The 17282-nt window shown below is 45.8% G+C and carries 26 protein-coding genes; all 26 read left to right on the top strand.

Annotation, left to right across the window (positions count from 1 at the left end; translation table 11 throughout):
- The first annotated feature begins 315 nt into the window (after window positions 1-315).
- Window positions 316-462 (top strand): hypothetical protein, encoded by a 147-nt coding sequence (locus tag B5Y67_RS25485; protein WP_170932767.1) that lies wholly within the window; start codon window positions 316-318, stop codon window positions 460-462.
- Entirely contained in the window at window positions 459-605 is a 147-nt protein-coding gene (locus tag B5Y67_RS25480) for a hypothetical protein (RefSeq protein ID WP_170932767.1), read from the top strand. The genes B5Y67_RS25485 and B5Y67_RS25480 overlap by 4 nt, the downstream gene beginning before the upstream one ends.
- Window positions 602-748: a hypothetical protein gene (locus tag B5Y67_RS25475; RefSeq protein WP_170932766.1), complete on the top strand. Its 147-nt coding sequence runs from the start codon at window positions 602-604 to the stop codon at window positions 746-748. The genes B5Y67_RS25480 and B5Y67_RS25475 overlap by 4 nt, the downstream gene beginning before the upstream one ends.
- Complete coding sequence (locus B5Y67_RS21555) at window positions 745-942, top strand: hypothetical protein (protein ID WP_088228461.1); 198 nt, start codon at window positions 745-747, stop codon at window positions 940-942. Before B5Y67_RS25475 ends, B5Y67_RS21555 begins: the two co-directional genes overlap by 4 nt.
- Before the next feature lie 281 nt (window positions 943-1223).
- Window positions 1224-2150 (top strand): signal recognition particle-docking protein FtsY, encoded by a 927-nt coding sequence (gene ftsY / locus B5Y67_RS21550; protein ID WP_088187599.1) that lies wholly within the window; start codon window positions 1224-1226, stop codon window positions 2148-2150.
- Window positions 2151-2170: 20 nt separating this feature from the next.
- Window positions 2171-2938 carry an S-methyl-5'-thioadenosine phosphorylase gene (gene mtnP / locus B5Y67_RS21545; protein WP_170932805.1) on the top strand — a complete coding sequence of 256 codons (768 nt, stop codon included), beginning with the start codon at window positions 2171-2173 and terminating at the stop codon, window positions 2936-2938.
- Between the two features lie 16 nt (window positions 2939-2954).
- Window positions 2955-3992: an S-methyl-5-thioribose-1-phosphate isomerase gene (gene mtnA, locus B5Y67_RS21540; protein ID WP_088228459.1), complete on the top strand. Its 1038-nt coding sequence runs from the start codon at window positions 2955-2957 to the stop codon at window positions 3990-3992.
- 32 nt (window positions 3993-4024) lie between these two features.
- Window positions 4025-5326, top strand: a complete 1302-nt coding sequence (locus B5Y67_RS21535; RefSeq protein ID WP_088228458.1) for an amidohydrolase — start codon at window positions 4025-4027, stop codon at window positions 5324-5326.
- Window positions 5327-5400: 74 nt separating this feature from the next.
- Window positions 5401-5757 carry a YlxM family DNA-binding protein gene (gene ylxM, locus B5Y67_RS21530; RefSeq protein WP_088228457.1) on the top strand — a complete coding sequence of 119 codons (357 nt, stop codon included), beginning with the start codon at window positions 5401-5403 and terminating at the stop codon, window positions 5755-5757.
- Window positions 5758-5817: 60 nt separating this feature from the next.
- Window positions 5818-7173 carry a signal recognition particle protein gene (gene ffh / locus B5Y67_RS21525; RefSeq protein WP_088228456.1) on the top strand — a complete coding sequence of 452 codons (1356 nt, stop codon included), beginning with the start codon at window positions 5818-5820 and terminating at the stop codon, window positions 7171-7173.
- A gap of 137 nt (window positions 7174-7310) precedes the next feature.
- On the top strand, window positions 7311-7577 hold the full coding sequence (gene rpsP, locus B5Y67_RS21520; RefSeq protein WP_088228455.1) for a 30S ribosomal protein S16: 267 nt from the start codon (window positions 7311-7313) through the stop codon (window positions 7575-7577).
- A gap of 24 nt (window positions 7578-7601) precedes the next feature.
- A complete protein-coding gene (locus B5Y67_RS21515; RefSeq protein WP_088228454.1) occupies window positions 7602-7832 on the top strand; it encodes a KH domain-containing protein in 231 nt (76 codons plus the stop codon).
- Between the two features lie 66 nt (window positions 7833-7898).
- Complete coding sequence (gene rimM, locus B5Y67_RS21510; RefSeq protein WP_088229032.1) at window positions 7899-8399, top strand: ribosome maturation factor RimM; 501 nt, start codon at window positions 7899-7901, stop codon at window positions 8397-8399.
- A gap of 3 nt (window positions 8400-8402) precedes the next feature.
- Complete coding sequence (trmD, locus tag B5Y67_RS21505; RefSeq protein ID WP_088228453.1) at window positions 8403-9218, top strand: tRNA (guanosine(37)-N1)-methyltransferase TrmD; 816 nt, start codon at window positions 8403-8405, stop codon at window positions 9216-9218.
- 71 nt (window positions 9219-9289) lie between these two features.
- The gene (locus B5Y67_RS21500; protein ID WP_088228452.1) at window positions 9290-9847 is read left to right on the top strand and encodes an RNA methyltransferase; all 558 of its coding nucleotides are present in this window, start codon (window positions 9290-9292) and stop codon (window positions 9845-9847) included.
- A gap of 153 nt (window positions 9848-10000) precedes the next feature.
- Entirely contained in the window at window positions 10001-10348 is a 348-nt protein-coding gene (gene rplS / locus B5Y67_RS21495; protein ID WP_047811139.1) for a 50S ribosomal protein L19, read from the top strand.
- A 305-nt stretch (window positions 10349-10653) separates the two neighbouring features.
- A complete protein-coding gene (gene lepB / locus B5Y67_RS21490) occupies window positions 10654-11166 on the top strand; it encodes a signal peptidase I (protein ID WP_088228451.1) in 513 nt (170 codons plus the stop codon).
- Between the two features lie 63 nt (window positions 11167-11229).
- Window positions 11230-12054, top strand: a complete 825-nt coding sequence (gene ylqF, locus B5Y67_RS21485) for a ribosome biogenesis GTPase YlqF (protein ID WP_088228450.1) — start codon at window positions 11230-11232, stop codon at window positions 12052-12054.
- A 102-nt stretch (window positions 12055-12156) separates the two neighbouring features.
- Window positions 12157-12939, top strand: a complete 783-nt coding sequence (locus B5Y67_RS21480) for a ribonuclease HII (RefSeq protein ID WP_170932765.1) — start codon at window positions 12157-12159, stop codon at window positions 12937-12939.
- 115 nt (window positions 12940-13054) lie between these two features.
- A complete protein-coding gene (gene ndhC / locus B5Y67_RS21475; protein WP_014828501.1) occupies window positions 13055-13411 on the top strand; it encodes an NADH-quinone oxidoreductase subunit A in 357 nt (118 codons plus the stop codon).
- Entirely contained in the window at window positions 13402-13923 is a 522-nt protein-coding gene (locus tag B5Y67_RS21470; protein ID WP_088228449.1) for an NADH-quinone oxidoreductase subunit B, read from the top strand. The genes ndhC and B5Y67_RS21470 overlap by 10 nt, the downstream gene beginning before the upstream one ends.
- Window positions 13913-14404, top strand: coding sequence for an NADH-quinone oxidoreductase subunit C (locus B5Y67_RS21465; protein ID WP_088228448.1), 492 nt, complete (start codon window positions 13913-13915; stop codon window positions 14402-14404). The genes B5Y67_RS21470 and B5Y67_RS21465 overlap by 11 nt, the downstream gene beginning before the upstream one ends.
- A 12-nt stretch (window positions 14405-14416) precedes the next feature.
- On the top strand, window positions 14417-15520 hold the full coding sequence (locus B5Y67_RS21460) for an NADH-quinone oxidoreductase subunit D (protein WP_088228447.1): 1104 nt from the start codon (window positions 14417-14419) through the stop codon (window positions 15518-15520).
- Between the two features lie 24 nt (window positions 15521-15544).
- On the top strand, window positions 15545-16588 hold the full coding sequence (nuoH, locus tag B5Y67_RS21455; protein WP_088228446.1) for an NADH-quinone oxidoreductase subunit NuoH: 1044 nt from the start codon (window positions 15545-15547) through the stop codon (window positions 16586-16588).
- A 4-nt stretch (window positions 16589-16592) separates the two neighbouring features.
- Entirely contained in the window at window positions 16593-16997 is a 405-nt protein-coding gene (locus tag B5Y67_RS21450) for an NADH-quinone oxidoreductase subunit I (RefSeq protein WP_088228445.1), read from the top strand.
- Between the two features lie 2 nt (window positions 16998-16999).
- The coding region (locus tag B5Y67_RS21445) for an NADH-quinone oxidoreductase subunit J (protein ID WP_170932621.1) at window positions 17000-17282 on the top strand (283 nt) is incomplete at its 3' end.

The following is a 17282-nucleotide window of genomic DNA, read 5'->3' as shown; positions in this document are numbered from 1 at the left end:
AGCTTTTTCTTTGGGGAGCGGGGTTCCCGCCATAAGCGCCGTCCATGGCGCTATGGCGGCGGTGCACATCCCTGTGCACCGCCCCGTGTCTGGGGTCGCTTTCACGGAGTTTGCTAATCTGCTCACGTAAAGACCTCACTCCCGTATCATGCTGCGTCTCGGACTTGGGTCGGGGGACGGGAGAAACGGTGGAGACGGAATTTTGGGCGAATCGGGGATATAATTCTTTTGTTTGGGTCAAATGATGAAAGATTTAACGAATCCGTCCTTGTCCACGGGTCGTCTTAGGAAACGAAAACGGGAGAGGAATTTGGGGTGACGGCACATAAATGTGCACCGTCTGTTCTGGGTGGATCGGGAGATAGCTCTCTTTTGTTTGGTTCAAATAAAGAAGGAGTTAAGGAATCCATCCTTGCCTGGAGTCGTCTTAGGAAACGAAAACGGGAGAGGAATTTGGGGTGACGGCACATAAATGTGCACCGTCTGTTCTGGGTGGATCGGGAGATAGCTCTCTTTTGTTTGGTTCAAATAAAGAAGGAGTTAAGGAATCCATCCTTGCCTGGAGTCGTCTTAGGAAACGAAAACGGGAGAGGAATTTGGGGTGACGGCACATAAATGTGCACCGTCTGTTCTGGGTGGATCGGGAGATAGCTCTCTTTTGTTTGGTTCAAATAAAGAAGGAGTTAAGGAATCCGTCCTTGCCTGGAGTCGTCTTAGGAAACGAAAACGGGAGAGGAATTTGGGGTGACGGCACATAAATGTGCATCGTCTGTTCTGGGTGGATCGGGAGATAGCTCTCTTTTGTTTGGTTCAAATAAAGAAGGAGTTAAGGAATCCGTCCTTGCCTGGAGTCGTCTTAGGAAACGAAAACGGGAGACGGAATTTGGGGTGACGGCACATAAATGTGCGCCGTCTGTTTTGGAACGGACCAGGGGACAGTGAGAGGACAAGGTAAGTAGAGAGAGTTCTCCTGACTGAATATAATGGAGTTTTTTGAGTTATATTATAGGGATTGGTTTAGCAACAATAAAACCGACCCCTTTTTGACTTGCTATTTTGGCTACATAAAGATATGGTATATATGGTAAACAATTCATCAGTATTTTGTTTTTGGCATGATTTGAGCGAAAACGACATACAAAATGAGTGATACCATCTATGTCTGATTTCGGTCTGTGAATTGTGATTTCGAATCACGATATGGGAGGGTGGCATCGTATAGTATGGCAGGTTTTTTTTCGCAGCTGAAGGCTGGTCTAACGAAAACACGTCAAAATTTCGTGGAAAAAGTTGAGCAAATTTTTACCGGTTATAAAAAAATTGATGAAGAGTTATTTGAGGAATTGGAAGAGGTATTGATTCGTTCAGATGTTGGAGTTAATACCTCCATGGAGCTGGTTGAACGTTTGCGCAAAGAGGTAAAACAGCGGAAGATTTCTGATCCTCAAGAGTTGACTAAGGTTCTTCAAGAGCTGATTGTGGAATTGTTAGGTGAGGAGGAAACGATTGCTTTTGCGGCGAGGGGACCGAGTATTATTCTGGTTGTTGGAGTTAATGGGGTTGGTAAGACGACGACGATCGGGAAGCTTGCTAATCGTTTTAAAAAGGATGGGAAACGTGTTGTTCTGGCTGCCGGGGATACGTTTCGGGCAGCGGCTATTGATCAATTGGAGGTTTGGGGAGAACGTTCGGGAGTTGAGGTGATTAAACAGCGTGAAGGTGCTGATCCGGCTGCTGTTGCTTATGATGCGGTGCAGGCAGCAAAGTCACGCGATTTAGATGTTGTCCTTGTGGATACCGCAGGACGTCTTCATAATAAAGTGAATTTAATGGAAGAGTTGCGGAAGGTTAAGCGGGTGATTGAGCGGGAAATTCCTGGTGCGCCCCAGGAAGTTCTGCTGGTTTTAGATGCGACGACTGGTCAAAATGCCTTGCAGCAGGCAAAGTTATTCCAGGAGGTTGCCGGGGTTACGGGAATTGTGCTGACAAAACTTGATGGAACGGCAAAAGGGGGCGTCGTCCTGGGAATTCAGGGGGAAACGCGAATTCCCGTGAAATGGATTGGGATCGGTGAAGGTATGGAAGATTTGCGTCCCTTTGTTCCTAAAGACTTTGCCGAGGCTCTTTTCGGCAATTCTGAGGAGGGATAATTCTGCGTCAGTTTGCCTTAATTGGCGGTACAGGTCTTGAAAATTTTGCCCTAACGGATCAATGTTTGTTTACGGTGGAGACTCCTTATGGGACAGTTCGTCCAATGGTTGGGAAGATTGCGGGCCGTGAAATCGTATTTCTAAGCCGTCATGGCGGTGGACATGCTACCCCTCCTCACTTGGTTAATTATAGAGCCAATATTTGGGCTCTGCATTCTTTGGGAGTGCGCAAGATTTTGGCGACAGCTGCGGTCGGTTCTCTGTCCCGAAATTACCGCTTGGGTGAACTGGTTCTCTTAAGTCAGTTTTTAGATTTTACGAAGAGCCGTCCCCAAACATTTTTTGAAGGCGGAGATCAGGGAGTCCTCCATGTGGATATGACTGAACCTTATTGCCCTTCTCTGAAGAAGGCTGTTTTGGATGTGTCCGTAAAAATAGGGATTGTAGTTAAGGATGGGGCATGTTATGTTTGTACAGAAGGGCCGAGATTTGAGACGCCCGCGGAAATACGGATGTTTCAGCAGTTCGGAGCGGATGTGGTTGGTATGACAAGTGTCCCGGAAGTCGTTTTGGCGCGGGAACTCGGAATGTGTTATGCTTCTGTCGGAATGGTAACAAATGAAGCCGCTGGGATAGCGGATCATCGCTTAAGTCATGCTGAAGTAACGGAGAGTTTAAAGAACTTAGGTTTGAAGGCCGCTGAACTCCTCCAGGGAACCTTTGAGGTTTTGTCTCCTGAACAGAGTTGTTGGTGTCCTTCAGCGAATCAAGAAGCTGGTAAGTTTTAGAAAGGGCGGTGGGATGATGAAATCAATCGAATGGCTGGGAAATGTCTTGAGAATATTAGATCAGACCAAGCTACCTAGAGAAACGGCCTACCGAGATGCTAAATCCTATGAGGAAGTTGCCGAGGCTATTGAAAAGATGGAAGTTCGCGGAGCTCCTGCTATAGGAGCTGCAGTGGCCTATGGCTATGTGCTCGGTGCCCTCGAATATAACGGTCCCAGAGAAGGTTTGACAGACTTTATGGAAACGGTCCAGGAACGTTTAGCTCAGACGCGTCCAACAGCAGTTAATTTGTTTTGGGCCTTGCGCCGAATGGAAGATCGTTTGCGTGATTGCTGGGAAATTGAGGACTTGGATGGAGTGAGGAAGGTACTTATCGAGGAAGCTGACCGTATTGCTGAAGACGATCGGCGTATGAATCGATTGATTGGAGAACTTGGGAATGAGGTTGTTCCAGAGAAAGGTAATATCCTCACACACTGCAATGCCGGAGCTTTAGCTACTGTAGAATATGGAACGGCGTTAAGTGTTATTCGTACTGCTTATTCTGCCGGTAAATCAATTCATGTATATGCTGATGAAACAAGGCCTTTGTTACAGGGTGCAAGACTAACTGCTCTGGAGCTAATGAATGACAAAATTCCTGTGACATTAATTGCTGATAATATGGCGGGCGCACTAATGCAGCAAGGCAAAATTGACTTAGTTATAGTGGGGGCAGATCGTATCGCTGCCAATGGAGATACAGCCAATAAAATAGGAACGTATTCCTTAGCGGTTTTGGCTCAGGCCCATGAAGTTCCCTTTTATGTAGCGGCTCCAACTTCAACCATTGATTTAAAAGTTGCCACGGGGCAAGAGATTCCTATCGAAGAAAGACCGGCTAAAGAAATGAGAGAGTGTTTCGGAGTGCCAATGGCTCCTGAAGACGTTAACGTTTACAATCCGGCTTTTGATGTTACTCCGGCGAAATATATTACGGGAATTATCACGGAGAAAGGAATTGTCACGGCACCATATTCAGTCAACCTTCTTAAATTAATGGTGCGTTCTTAAGGTGATAGGCATAATATAGGGAGTGATAGAGCTTGTCAAAACTACTAATTCGGGCTATGGTTTTGCCTATGACCGGCCCCGAAGTCTTTTATTCCCGCGGAGAGATTGGCATTGATGGCGATCGGATTATATCGGTTGGGGAAGAAGGTTCTGCACCTCAGAACTTTGCCCCGGATCGAGTTCTTAATTTGCCTAATGATGTTGTCATGCCGGGTTTAATTAATACTCATACCCATGCAGCGATGACCTTGCTAAGGAGCTATGCCGATGATCTTCCTCTTATGCCTTGGTTAAATGAAAAGGTTTGGCCTTTTGAGGATAAGATGACCGAGGATGATATTTATTGGGGAACAACTTTAGCACTTTGCGAAATGATCCGCTCCGGAACAACCACGATGCTTGATATGTACGCCTCAATGGATCAGGTTGCCGAGGCTGTCCTGCAGGCAGGTACTCGTGCGGTTCTTTCCCGTGGACTTATAGGGAATGGCCCGAATGGAGAGCGCGCTCTGCAAGAAGGTATTGATCTCGTTCGGCGTTATCAAGGCGCCGGTCAAGGACGGCTTAAGGTTATGTTTGGTCCTCATGCTCCGTATACTTGTTCCGGAGACTACCTTCAGCAAGTTAAAGCCCATGCGGATGACTTAGGGGTGGGAATTCATATTCATGTGGCAGAAACTCTCGATGAAATTAAAATGATTCATGAACAATATGGGAAGACTCCTGTGGAATGGTTAGAGGGGTTAGGTTTGTTTGGCGGTCATGTAGTGGCAGCTCACTGTGTCCATCTGACCAGGAACGATATGGAGATTTTAGCACGCAATAAGGTTTGTGTAGCCCATAATCCGGAAAGCAACATGAAATTGAACAGCGGAACTGCCCCCGTTACAGAACTTCGTGCTCGGGGAATTGTTGTAAGTTTAGGTACAGATGGAGCCTCCAGTAATAATAATCTCGATCTTTTTGGGGAGATGCGTTCGGCGGCTTTTCAGCAAAAACTTCGGGTGAATTCCACAGCCCTCCCTGCTTATGAAGTGCTTGAGATGGCTACAGTTAACGGCGCTCAAAGTTTAGGTTTTGAAGACGTAGGAATGTTGGCTCCAGGGTTTAAGGCAGATCTTATTACAGTTGATCTGGATCAGCCCCATTTTTATCCCCGGTTTTCTATTCCTGCCCATTTAGCCTATGTGGCCCATGCCGGAGACGTACGCACAATGATGGTCGATGGCAAGATACTGATGGAGGAACGGAAAATCCTTACGCTTGATGTCCACAAGGTATGCCAGGAAGCGGAAATCCGGGCAAAGAGGATTGCAAGTGCTTTGAATGGGTAATAGCTTCTTGACAAATCGTCGGGTTTAGTCTAATATTCGAATGTAAAGTAAAATTGCTTTACAGGGGGATCGATATGGAGAAACTTGCCTTAATGGCTCTTTTCGCAGATTTTTATGGACCGCTGCTCACAGAAAAGCAGCGAAACGTTTGGGATCTGCATTACCAACAGGATCTTTCACTTGCGGAAATAGCTGGGTTGGAACATATCAGTCGCCAAGCGATTCATGACTTGCTCAAGCGAACAGAGAAAATACTTGAAGAATACGAACATAAGCTAGGGCTTGTCCAAAGATTTTGGAAGGAACGGGAGAAGCTCGCGGAAGTACGGACGTTGATGCAGGGGCTAGGTAAGCGGGATTTTTCCAGCCCTGAGGCTTGGGAACGTCACTGCCAAATTGGCGTTAAGATAGAGGATATATTTGATATTTGAGAGTAAGTTGCTCCAGAACTAAGGTTTACGAGGCGACGACACAGGAGGTGTCCCAAAGATATGTTTCAAGGACTAAGCGATAAACTCCAAGAAACATTTAAGCGACTTAAGGGAAAAGGCATCTTAAAAGAAGCTGATGTTACCGAGGCCATGAGAGAAGTGCGTATTGCTTTGCTCGAGGCGGATGTTAACTTTAAAGTAGTTAAAGACTTCGTCGCTAAAGTTAAGGAACGCTGTATTGGGCAAGACGTTTTGGAATCCCTTTCTCCGGCGCAACAAGTGATCAAAATTGTCCATGAGGAAATGATTGACCTGATGGGGGGAGCAACAGGAAAAATCCTGATCGCTCCAAAGCCGCCTACTGTGATTTTGCTGTTGGGACTGCAAGGTGCCGGGAAAACAACCCATGCCGCCAAACTTGCCAACATGCTTAAGAAGCAGGGAAAACATCCTTTGCTGGTGGCTTGTGATATTTATCGCCCTGCAGCCATTAAGCAATTGCAGGTCTTGGGAGAACAAATGAAGGTGCCCGTGTTTTCTATGGGGCAGGAACCTCCAGCTGATATTGCGGTTGCCAGTATAAACCATGCTAATCAAAATGGTCATGATGTTGTGATTATCGATACAGCGGGCCGCTTACACATCAATGAAGAATTGATGAATGAACTCCGGGCGATTAGAACTGCTGTTAAACCTCACGAGATCCTGTTGGTGGTAGATGCTATGACTGGACAGGATGCAGTGAATGTGGCAGAGTCCTTTCACAAGGAAATCGGTCTTGACGGTGTCATTCTGACAAAACTTGACGGAGACACACGAGGCGGGGCAGCACTATCCATTAAAGCAGTTACCGGCTGCACAATTAAGTTTGCCGGTACCGGTGAGAAAATGGATGCCATAGAACCTTTCCATCCGGACCGCATGGCATCTCGGATTTTGGGGATGGGGGATGTCCTGACTCTCATTGAGAAAGCTCAGGAGTCTTTTGATGAGAAAAAAGCCAAAGAGATGGAACAAAAGCTGCGCAAACAAGAATTTACTCTTGATGATTTTCTCGATCAAATGCAGCAGATGAAGAAGATGGGACCGTTGTCGTCTCTTTTGGAAATGATTCCCGGAGTCGGAAAACAGTTAAAAGATGTCAAAATTGATGAGAAAGACACCGCTCACATCGAAGCAATTATACGCTCAATGACCTTGGAAGAGCGCAGGAAGCCTGCCCTTATTAAAGATTCTCGAAAAAAGAGAATAGCTAAAGGGAGTGGAACAAGCGTTCAGGAAGTTGGACGTCTCTTAAAGCAATTTGAACAGATGCAAAAAATGATGAAGCAATTGACGGGTTCCGGCGGTATGGGTATGTTCGGAATGGGCAAAAAGGGCAAGAAGGGTAAGAAAGCTGTGTTTAAGGGCTTCTGAGGGACGGGGAACGACGGGAGATAGCGCGGGTGGACAGCACATAAATGTGCCCCGTCTGCTGCGAAGAGTTGGCAGAGTTTGTTGAGTCGAGGACTACGGTCCTATAAATTTGGGTATTCTGTAAAGGAGGTGAAAAGATGGCTACGAAAATTCGTTTGTGCCGTATTGGCGCGAAGAAGAATCCTTTCTATCGTATGGTAATTGCCGAGTCTTCAGCTCCGCGTGATGGACGCTTTATTGAGCAAATCGGTTATTATGATCCGACAAAGAGCCCTGTTGTTATAAACATCGACGAGGAAAAGGCTTTAAAATGGCTTTCTACGGGAGCTCAGCCTTCAAATACTGCTAAGTCTTTGTTAAGTCAAGCGGGTATCTTAACAAAATTCCACGAGTCCAAGAACTAGAGTAGTGTGTGGGGGGTGGTTCCTGTGAAGGAACTTGTTGAAATCCTCGCGAAAGCCTTGGTCGATCATCCCGACCAGGTTCTTGTTGCTCAGTCTGAGACAGATAAGAACGTGCATTTGCAGCTTACTGTCGCTCCTGAAGACATGGGGAAGGTTATCGGAAAACAAGGAAAGATCGCGAACGCTATTCGTACGCTGGTCAAAGCCGCTGCCGTTAAAGATGGTCGCCGAGTTCATATGGACATTGATCAATGATGTTAAGAAGGGCTTAGGGCCCTTCTTAATGTTTTAGGAACTAAATTGAAAGAAAGGGCTTGGAAAATGGAAGAAGTGCTGATTGGTGAAGTTTTGCGTCCTCATGGAGTGAGCGGGATGTTAAAGGTCTACCCGATTACCAGTGATCCGGAGCGGTTTTCTCAGCTGCGGGAAGTTATCCTTGGTAAGGGCAAGACAAATCAACGCTTTAAAGTTATTTCTGCCCGTGTACAGCCGGATCATGTCTTGCTCTCGGTTGAAGGCATTGAGAGTGTTGAGCAGGCGGAAGCGTTTCGTGGCTGGGAAGTCCGGATTGATCGTTCGGAAGTTCCTCCTCTTCAGGATGGTTGGTATTATTTTGAGCTTGAGGGGATGAAGGTTTATGATGAGGAGACCTTTTTGGGAGTTCTGACTCAGGTTTTGGAAACGGGTGCTAATGATGTTTATATTGTCAAAGGGGCCCGCGGAGAAATTTGTGTCCCTGCCCTTAAAAGCGTTGTCAAACATGTGGATGTCAAAGGCCGACGGATGGATGTTGTTCTTCCCCCAGGGTTGTTGGAGGACTAGCAGATGCCTATTAAAATGATTGTCTTGACCCTGTTTCCAGAGATGTTTGCGCCTGTTCATGAAAGCATTCTCAAACGTGCTCAGGCAGCTGGGTATTTGGAATTTGAGTTCATAGATTTTCGCAAGTATGCGGTCAGCAAACATAAAAATGTCGATGATATTCCTTATGGCGGCGGGGTTGGGATGGTTTTAAAGCCGGAGCCTATCTTTGCAGCCGTGCGGGATTTGTCTCAGGCGAATGGTCGGCGGCGGACGATCCTAATGTCTCCGCAGGGACAGGTTTTTCGCCAGGATACTGCTCAACGCTGGTCTGAGTATGAAGAGTTAGTGTTTATTTGCGGGCACTATGAAGGTTTTGATGAACGGATTCGGGAGTTGGCAGATGAAGAGGCTTCGCTGGGTGATTACGTTCTGACGGGGGGCGAACTGGCGGCAATGGTTATGATGGACGCTGTAGCCCGGTTAGTTCCCGGCGTATTAGGGGAGGAAACTTCTGCTGAGGAGGAATCCCATAGTACACTGCTTTTGGAATACCCCCAATATACCAGGCCTGCTGATTTTGAGGGGAGAGTGGTCCCTGAAGTCCTGCTTTCCGGGCATCATGCTAATATTAAACGCTGGCGCAGAAAGGAATCCCTGCGACGAACCTTTTTGCGGCGTCCGGATTTGTTTAAACATTTAAGTTTCGAACCTGCCGATTATTCCATTTTAGAAGAACTTCTTCTTGAACATCCAGAAATGGCCGTATGGCGTGAAAAGTGGGAATCCCTCTGTCCTCCGCCGAAAAAACGCCGGCGACGATTAAAATTCCTTGAGTAATCCACATGACTATAAAGGCAAAAGGTCTATTCAAAAATACAAAGTTCATTCAGAGATCAGGAGGAAATATCGTGGCGGATATCTATCTAGCTTTAATCCATGCACCGGTCTACAATAAAAACATGGAAACGGTCGCAACCTCAATCACAAATTTAGATTTACATGATATTGCTCGCAGTTCAACGACTTATGGGATTAAACGCTATTATGTTGTGCATCCTGCTGAAGCTCAGCGTCAGTTGGCTAAACGAATTATGGGTTTTTGGCAAGATGGATACGGCGCAGAATATAATCCGGATCGCCAAGAGGCCTTTTCCAGGGTGAAAATCGCTGCGGATTTAGCCGAAGTTTATGCTGAGATCACAGCTGAACAAGGCGTGGCTCCCTTGAGAGTGGCTACCGATGCTCGAAAATATGCGAATACAGTTTCTTACGCCCAATTGCGCAAGGATATTGAAACTTCGGAAACGCCTATTTTGCTTTTATTTGGTACGGGCTGGGGACTGTTAAAAGAAGACATGGAAACTATGGATCAAATCCTTGAACCAGTTTATGGCCCCACAGACTATAATCATTTATCTGTAAGGTCGGCTGTTGCCATTATTCTGGACCGTTTAAGGGGACACTGATAATTATTGAGAAAAGAACGAATAATTATATTTTATAATGGAAGTTGCATAACTAATCAGGTTATGTTAATATAAATTGGTCTAAAAAGGATGGTCCGCTCGCTGTCAAACCAGTGTATGAACATCTAGGCAAGGAAGGGGGGTAATTTTATAATGGATTATATTCGCATGATTGAAGAAGAGCAAATGAAAAAGGATCTTCCTCACTTCCGTCCGGGTGACACAGTACGTGTGCATGTACGTATTGTTGAGGGCACTCGTGAGCGTATTCAGGTGTTTGAAGGACTTGTTATTGCCATGAAAGGTGGCGGTATCAGGGAAACTTTTACAGTTCGGCGTGTTTTTGCCGGCGTAGGAGTTGAACGTACATTTCCCTTGCATTCCCCTCGCTTAGATAAGATTGAGGTAATTCGCCGGGGTATTGTTCGTCGGGCTAAACTCTATTATTTACGATCTCTGTCCGGAAAGGCGGCACGAATTCGCGACCGGCGTTCGATCTAAGGTTAAAAATGGGCTGGAGCGATCTAGCCCTTTTTTTACATGCATGGAAAAAGATTCTCAGGTGGTCTTCTTAATAGGCAATCTGTTTAGGGGCACTCAGTCATTCGTGACGATGGTGCAGTAAAACTGACGGCTTCCGCCCTCGCGAGGCTCGGCGCAAGCCGAGTCTTCTTTAATGCGATCCGTAGAACTATTTTGAGTTATCTGACTTGAATTAGTGATAACTTCGGAGATTATTGATTTTTAACGTATGCTCCACAAAATCTTGTTCATACTATGAAGTAGTTCAAGAGGGGAGCTATGGAATGGAACAATCAAAATCAAAAAGAAAGTGGATCGTCATTTTATTTGGTGTCATTTTATTAAGTGGAGGGTTGCTGCGTTGGGGTGTGTTACAGCCCTATTTAATACCCTCTCCTTCCATGGAACCGGGGATTGCTCCGGGAGATCGTATTCTTGTCAACCGATTAGCCTATCGACTTTGGGCTCCTACCCGCGGAGATATTATTGTCTTCGCTTTTCCCAAAGATACAAAACGGACGTTTGTTAAACGTGTTATTGCTGTTGAAGGAGAAAAAGTTGAACTTCGCGATAATAAAGTATTCGTCAATGGCCAAGCAATTCAAGAGCCCTATGTTAAACCGGGCGATTATCCGCCTTATGGCCCGCAGGTTGTACCTAAGGATAAAGTGTTTGTTTTAGGTGATAATCGCCGTCAAAGCGAGGATTCCCGAGAATGGGGACTTCTTCCTAAAAGCTATCTTTTAGGAAAAGCCTGGTTTGTTTATTACCCTTTTCAACGGGTTAAATTTCTCTAATTTGCTTTATTAAATTTCTTTAATTTATTAAAGGTTGTTTCAAACTATTAAGGATGGTTTTTAATGAGTATACAGTGGTTTCCGGGGCATATGGCCAAAGCGAGGCGTCTTTTAACCGATCAGCTAAGATGGGTTGATGTTGTCATAGAACTTGCCGATGCCAGAATACCGGCTAGCAGCCGCAATCCTTTATTGTATGAGATCCTTGGCAAAAAACCAAAGTTATTGTTGCTCAATAAAGCCGATTTGGCAGATCCTGCCTGGACGGCAAAATGGCTCGAAAAGTTGAGAACTATCAGTCCGGCCTATGCATTGAGCGCTGTTACGGGAAAAGGTGTTAAACAGATTGTACCGGCCTTAGAAAGTATGGTACAGCAAAAACAGGCGAAGCTTGCGGAAAAAGGTGTTCGCCCGCAAATGATCAAGGTTATGATCGTGGGAATACCTAATATCGGCAAATCGTCTTTAATTAATCAGCTGACTGGAGGAGCCCAAGTCAAAGTTGGCAATAAGCCCGGTGTGACCCGGGGAAACCAATGGGTTCGGATTCATGATCGAGTCGAACTCTTAGATACGCCGGGTATGTTATGGCCCAAGTTTGAAGATCCCGAAATTGGACGTAAACTTGCCGTTTTAGGGGCAATCAAAGACGAAGTTTTTGATTTGGAAGAATTGGCCCTTTGGATGATCGATTGGTTCAGATTACATTCACCACAGTCTTTAAGCCGCTATCAGAGTTCTGACTCGGACATTACCCTAGAGACTATAGGTATTAAACGGGGTTGTTTGATTCGAGGCGGGCGGGTGGATACATTAAAAGCAGCTCAAATATTCTTGCGTGAACTGAGAACAGGGCAGCTAGGCCAAATTACCATGGATAGATCTTGAATGAATCATTTCCGTTATTTGGAAGAATTAGAGCCTCTTATTAGAGCCTCTTAATTAAAGGATATAGACCTGTGATGTCGAACTCAGAAAGAGGGAAAATAGGTGGTACCGTTATCCCAGATGAATATCAAAGAAGTTGAAATTGAATTATATAATGATCCTTCTCCTCGAATGCTTGCTGCTTGCCAAAATGACCCACGGCAAGGGGTTCGGCGGCTCGCAGAACGTCTAATTAAGCATCAGCAGGCCCAAGTGCAGGAAGATGCGCGTGTTCAGGGATTACTTATTGAGGAAAAGAAATTATGGCAGAAGGGTTTTTTGCTGATAGCAGGTATTGATGAGGCCGGCCGGGGCCCTCTTGCCGGACCTGTCGTTGCTGCAGCCTGTATTCTGCCGACACGGTTTATGCTGCCCGGTCTCAATGACTCAAAGGCTTTAACAGAAAGTAAACGGGAAAAACTATTTTCTCAAATTCAAACTCAAGCCATAGACTATGCCATTGGCAGTGCTGAACCCGCCGAGATTGATGTGCTAAATATACTACAAGCAACAAAATTGGCAATGAAAAGAGCTGTCGAAGGTTTAACGGTTCGTCCCCATTACTTATTGATTGATGCCCTTACCTTGCCGGCGGTCAATTTGCTGCAGCTTCCTCTTGTAAGAGGAGATCAGTTAAGCGCCTCGATCGCTGCGGCTTCAATCCTAGCAAAAGTGACTCGTGATCGGCTAATGGTCGAACTTGATGCGCTTTATCCTGAATATACCTTTTCTAAAAATAAGGGTTATGGAACGAGTGAACATATGAAAGTTTTGCGGCGTTTAGGGCCATGTCCTCTTCATCGAAAGAGTTTTGCCCCGGTAAAAGAAGGGCTGTCCGCTCTTTAATTCTGCCGAGGTCCATGGCGCCGCTTTATGCCGGGATAATAACTGTTTTCTTTCTATGAGGCTGCGGATTAACCCGGCTTATAAAAAATTTTTTTTCAGGAAGGAGGTAAGGAAGTTGGACAACAATTTTGCTGCTGTCGGAGTGTTTCTTGTTGGTGCCATCGCTGTCTCGATCATTATGATGCTAATGCCCAAGTTGTTGGCGCCCAATAAGCCACATAAGGAAAAGCTGACAACGTATGAGTGCGGGAACGAAACTATTGGACGGACCTGGCTCGGATTTAAGAGTAATTACTTTATGTATGCTCTTGTATTTACGGCGTTTGATGTGGAAACTGTCTTCTTATATCCTTGGGCGCTCACATTCCAAAAACTAGGGACATTCGCCTTCGTGGAAATGTTCATCTTTATCGTCATTCTTTTGGTTGGCTTCTGGTATGCTTGGAAAGAAGGTGCTTTAGAGTGGATGTAAGATTGGAAAGACAGCTGCGTGAAGATGAAACGCTGCTGGAAAAGAACATTTTAGTAACTAATATTGATAAGCTTCTTAACTGGGCACGGGGGCACTCTTTTTGGCCTGTTACCCTTGGCTTAGCATGCTGTGCCATTGAGATGATGGCTACCGGCGGACCTCGCTACGATATTTCGCGCTTCGGCTATGAAGTGTTCCGAGCGTCACCGCGGCAGGCTGATGTCATGATTGTGGCAGGAACCTGTACTCGCAAAATGGCACCGCTTCTAAGACGTATTTATGACCAAATGCCTGAACCGAAATGGGTCATTGCCATGGGAAGCTGTGCCAACGCCGGAGGACCTTTTGTGGATTCTTATTCTATGCTGGCAGGCGTTGATAAAATTGTTCCGGTTGATGTCTATATTCCTGGGTGTCCTCCACGTCCAGAATCTTTAATCTATGGGCTTTTGCAACTTCAGTTCAAAGTTTCAAATCCCGCTAAGGTGAGGTTAATGAGACATGGAAAATAAAGAACTATTAAAACAACGAGTGGAAGAGCTCGCTGGCAAGGTTAACGGCGAAGTAGAAGAGATCTTGGGAGCAATTATTCTTAAAATTCAGGCGCCTTACATTATCGAAACCCTAACTGCGGCGAAAAGCTTCGCCGATGTTCCATGTGATTTTCTCCACGATTTGGCAGGATTAGATCTGGGGGACCATTTCGAGGTCGTCTACCAGTTGACAAGTTGGAACGGCCCGCAGCGTTTGCGAGTCAAAGCAAGTGTTGACAGAGAAAACCCAGTCATTGATTCAGCAACGCGGATTTGGCAAGGCGCAGATTTTTTAGAGCGTGAAGCTTTTGATATGTTTGGAATTCAGTTTAAAGGTCATCCTAACCTGAAAAGGATCTATATGTGGGATGATTTTGAAGGTTATCCATTACGCAAGGACTATGTGACAGAGCCCATTGAGCTTCGAAACCTTGTCCGGCAGCGTAAAGAAGGGGAATAGGGGGGAAAAGCCATGAGTATTGATAAAACGGAAGACCTTATTCTTAACATGGGCCCCCAGCACCCGAGTATGCACGGCTTATTTCGGATGGTGGTTCATTTAGAGGGAGAAACAGTTACAGAAATTGATCCCAAAATTGGATATTTACATCGAGGAATAGAGAAACTAGCAGAAAGCCGAACTTATACGCAGTTTATTCCTTATACGGATCGCCTGGATTACTTAGCTTCTCCGCATAATAACTGGGCCTACGTTCAGACTGTTGAAAAGTTGATGGGTGTTGAGATTCCTGAGCGTGCAGAATACCTCCGGGTTATTTTCGGTGAGCTCTCTCGAATTGCCAGTCATCAGGTTATGATTGCCAGTACCGCTTTGGATATTGCTGGGTGGACAGCCTGGTCCTATGCTTTCCGGGATCGTGAACGTATCCTGGATATGTATGAAATGACGGCTGGAAGCCGATTAACAGTTAACATTATGCGTATTGGCGGCATGAGCGCAGAACCTCCGGCTGAATTTTGGCCTGCCTTGAAGTCATTTTTAGATGATACACCGGAGATGCTCGAGGAATACTATGGGGTCTTTTTAGGCAATGAAATTGCTCAGGGTCGTTTGAAGAACGTTGGGATTTTAAGCAAAGAGCTGGCACAAAGTCTGTCAATTACTGGTCCGGTCTTGCGCGGATCCGGAGTTCAGTATGACCTGCGCCGGGCAGAACCGTACAGTATTTATGACCGCTTTGACTTTGATATTCCCGTTCGCTACGGCTGTGACAGTTATGACAGAACGATGATTCGGATGGATGAAATTAAGGAAAGCATTAAGATTATTAAGCAAGCTGTACGAGATATCCCGGAAGGGCCGATTATGGCCAAAGTACCGAAAGTCATTAAGCCTCCGGTTGGCGAAGTTTATCACCGCGTGGAGAACCCAAAAGGGGAATTGGGATTCTATATCGTCAGTGATGGATCGACGAAACCGTCACGAGTCCGTATTCGCCCAGGGACATTTGTTAATTTGCAAATGCTTCCGATTGTTGCTAAGGGATGGAAAATTCAAGATGTTGTCGCCATCTTTGCAACCTTGGATGCAGTCTTGGGTGAAGTGGACAAGTAGAAAATCCAATGAGGGGAGAATAAGATGCAGGCTTTAAATAATCTGTTTTTGATTATCGCGGATTTCATCCGCAGTCTTTTTGCGGATCCCCACTCAGTTTGGGCTAATTTAACCATGGATGTCATTAATTTTATCATCGTGGTTATCATCATTGTCCTGGCCGCTTTAATTCTAATTTTACTTGAACGTAAAATCGCGGGTTGGACTTCACAACGAACAGGGCCCAATCGTCTCGGTCCGCGGGGATGGTTTCAGACTATTGCAGATGCTTTGAAATTAATGGGAAAAGAAGATGTAACTCCGGCCGGTGCCGATAGAATTCTCTTCAAAATTGCACCAATGATTGTCTTTTCGCTGCCGATGATGACCTTGGCCGTCATTCCCTATGGAAATCAGATGGCTCCCATTAATCTTGATTTGGGAATCTTCTATTTCTTGGCGGTTTCGGCTATTTCTACCCTGGCCTTTTTAATGGCTGGTTGGGGGTCCAACAATAAATACTCCTTGTTGGGCGGTATGCGGGCAGTTGCTCAAATGATCAGTTACGAAATTCCCCTGTTATTCTCCCTTTTGGGAGTAGTTATGATTACTCAGTCCTTTAATCTTGGTGTTATCGTTCAAGATCAGCATACAATTCCCTTTATAGCTCTACAGCCTTTGGCCTTTGTTATTTATATTATTGCGGGAATTGCTGAAGTCAATCGTGCTCCTTTTGACCTGGTTGAAGCAGATCAGGAGGTTGTTGCCGGACCCTTCACCGAGTACACCGGTCTTCGCTGGGGCTTATTCTTCTTAGGAGAGTATGGCAATATGACGGCGGTCTCAGCTCTTGCGGCAACGGTATTTCTAGGCGGTTGGCAAGGCCCTTTCCTGCCGGGCTGGATTTGGTTTTGGATGAAAGTCGGGATAATCATCTTCTTTATGATGTGGGTTCGTTGGACGTTCCCCAGAATCCGGGTGGATCATCTGATGCATTTAGCATGGAAGGTATTGCTGCCGCTTTCGATTTTGAACATTTTCTTAACGGGTCTGGGAATTTACATTTACCGGCTCGTGATGGGAGGTTGACGCAGTGTTTGGTAAAGGTCTGTTTCAAGGATTAGGCATCACGTTCAAACGCATGGTCGGTCCCAATATCACAGAGTTTTATCCCGACCAGAAGCCTGTGCTTCCAACTAAAGTGCGGAGTTCGATGGGTTTGCAGCGGGAAAAATGCATTTCCTGCAATATGTGCGCTATGGCTTGTCCGAACGGCGTGATTAAATTAACCAGCGAAAAAGATGAAGAAAGCAAAAAACGAGTTCTTAAAAGCTATCATATGGATCTTGGTCGCTGCCTGTTTTGTGGTTTGTGCACGGAAGCTTGCCCGACTAAGGCTTTGACAGTCACCCAGGAGTATGAAAATGCAGTATATGAGGCTGATGACATGAAATGGGATATGATTGCACGGGCTGAGCGGAAAGGGAAGGAGGGCTAAGCGTGGGCACTATCGTTTTCTTTATCTTTGCTATCTTGGCAATAGCTGCAGCCTGGGGGGTTGTCACCTCCAGGAACATTGTCCACAGTGCGTTCTATCTGGCGCTTTCCTTTTCGGGAGTAGCCGTACTTTATGTTCTTATGAACGCGGATTTCCTTGCAGCTGTTCAATTGCTCGTCTATACCGGTGCCGTATCGATTATGGTCGTTTTCGCAGTGATGCTGACTTTGCGCGGAGAGGTCAGTGACAGTAATCCGGAGAATCGCAAATGGGGATGGGGAGCGT

Source organism: Desulfosporosinus sp. FKB (genome assembly GCF_002196705.1).
Taxonomy (GTDB): domain Bacteria; phylum Bacillota; class Desulfitobacteriia; order Desulfitobacteriales; family Desulfitobacteriaceae; genus Desulfosporosinus.
Note: the sequence above shows the minus strand (reverse complement) of the source record. Positions and strands in the feature narration are given on the sequence as shown.

Coding starts and splice junctions, on each gene's coding strand:
- ftsY (WP_088187599.1), top strand. CDS start 1,224: ATGGCAGGTTTTTTTTCGCAGCTGAAGGCTGGTCTAACGAAAACACGT.
- mtnA (WP_088228459.1), top strand. CDS start 2,955: ATGAAATCAATCGAATGGCTGGGAAATGTCTTGAGAATATTAGATCAG.
- ylxM (WP_088228457.1), top strand. CDS start 5,401: ATGGAGAAACTTGCCTTAATGGCTCTTTTCGCAGATTTTTATGGACCG.
- ffh (WP_088228456.1), top strand. CDS start 5,818: ATGTTTCAAGGACTAAGCGATAAACTCCAAGAAACATTTAAGCGACTT.
- rpsP (WP_088228455.1), top strand. CDS start 7,311: ATGGCTACGAAAATTCGTTTGTGCCGTATTGGCGCGAAGAAGAATCCT.
- rimM (WP_088229032.1), top strand. CDS start 7,899: ATGGAAGAAGTGCTGATTGGTGAAGTTTTGCGTCCTCATGGAGTGAGC.
- trmD (WP_088228453.1), top strand. CDS start 8,403: ATGCCTATTAAAATGATTGTCTTGACCCTGTTTCCAGAGATGTTTGCG.
- rplS (WP_047811139.1), top strand. CDS start 10,001: ATGGATTATATTCGCATGATTGAAGAAGAGCAAATGAAAAAGGATCTT.
- lepB (WP_088228451.1), top strand. CDS start 10,654: ATGGAACAATCAAAATCAAAAAGAAAGTGGATCGTCATTTTATTTGGT.
- ylqF (WP_088228450.1), top strand. CDS start 11,230: ATGAGTATACAGTGGTTTCCGGGGCATATGGCCAAAGCGAGGCGTCTT.
- B5Y67_RS21465 (WP_088228448.1), top strand. CDS start 13,913: ATGGAAAATAAAGAACTATTAAAACAACGAGTGGAAGAGCTCGCTGGC.
- B5Y67_RS21460 (WP_088228447.1), top strand. CDS start 14,417: ATGAGTATTGATAAAACGGAAGACCTTATTCTTAACATGGGCCCCCAG.
- nuoH (WP_088228446.1), top strand. CDS start 15,545: ATGCAGGCTTTAAATAATCTGTTTTTGATTATCGCGGATTTCATCCGC.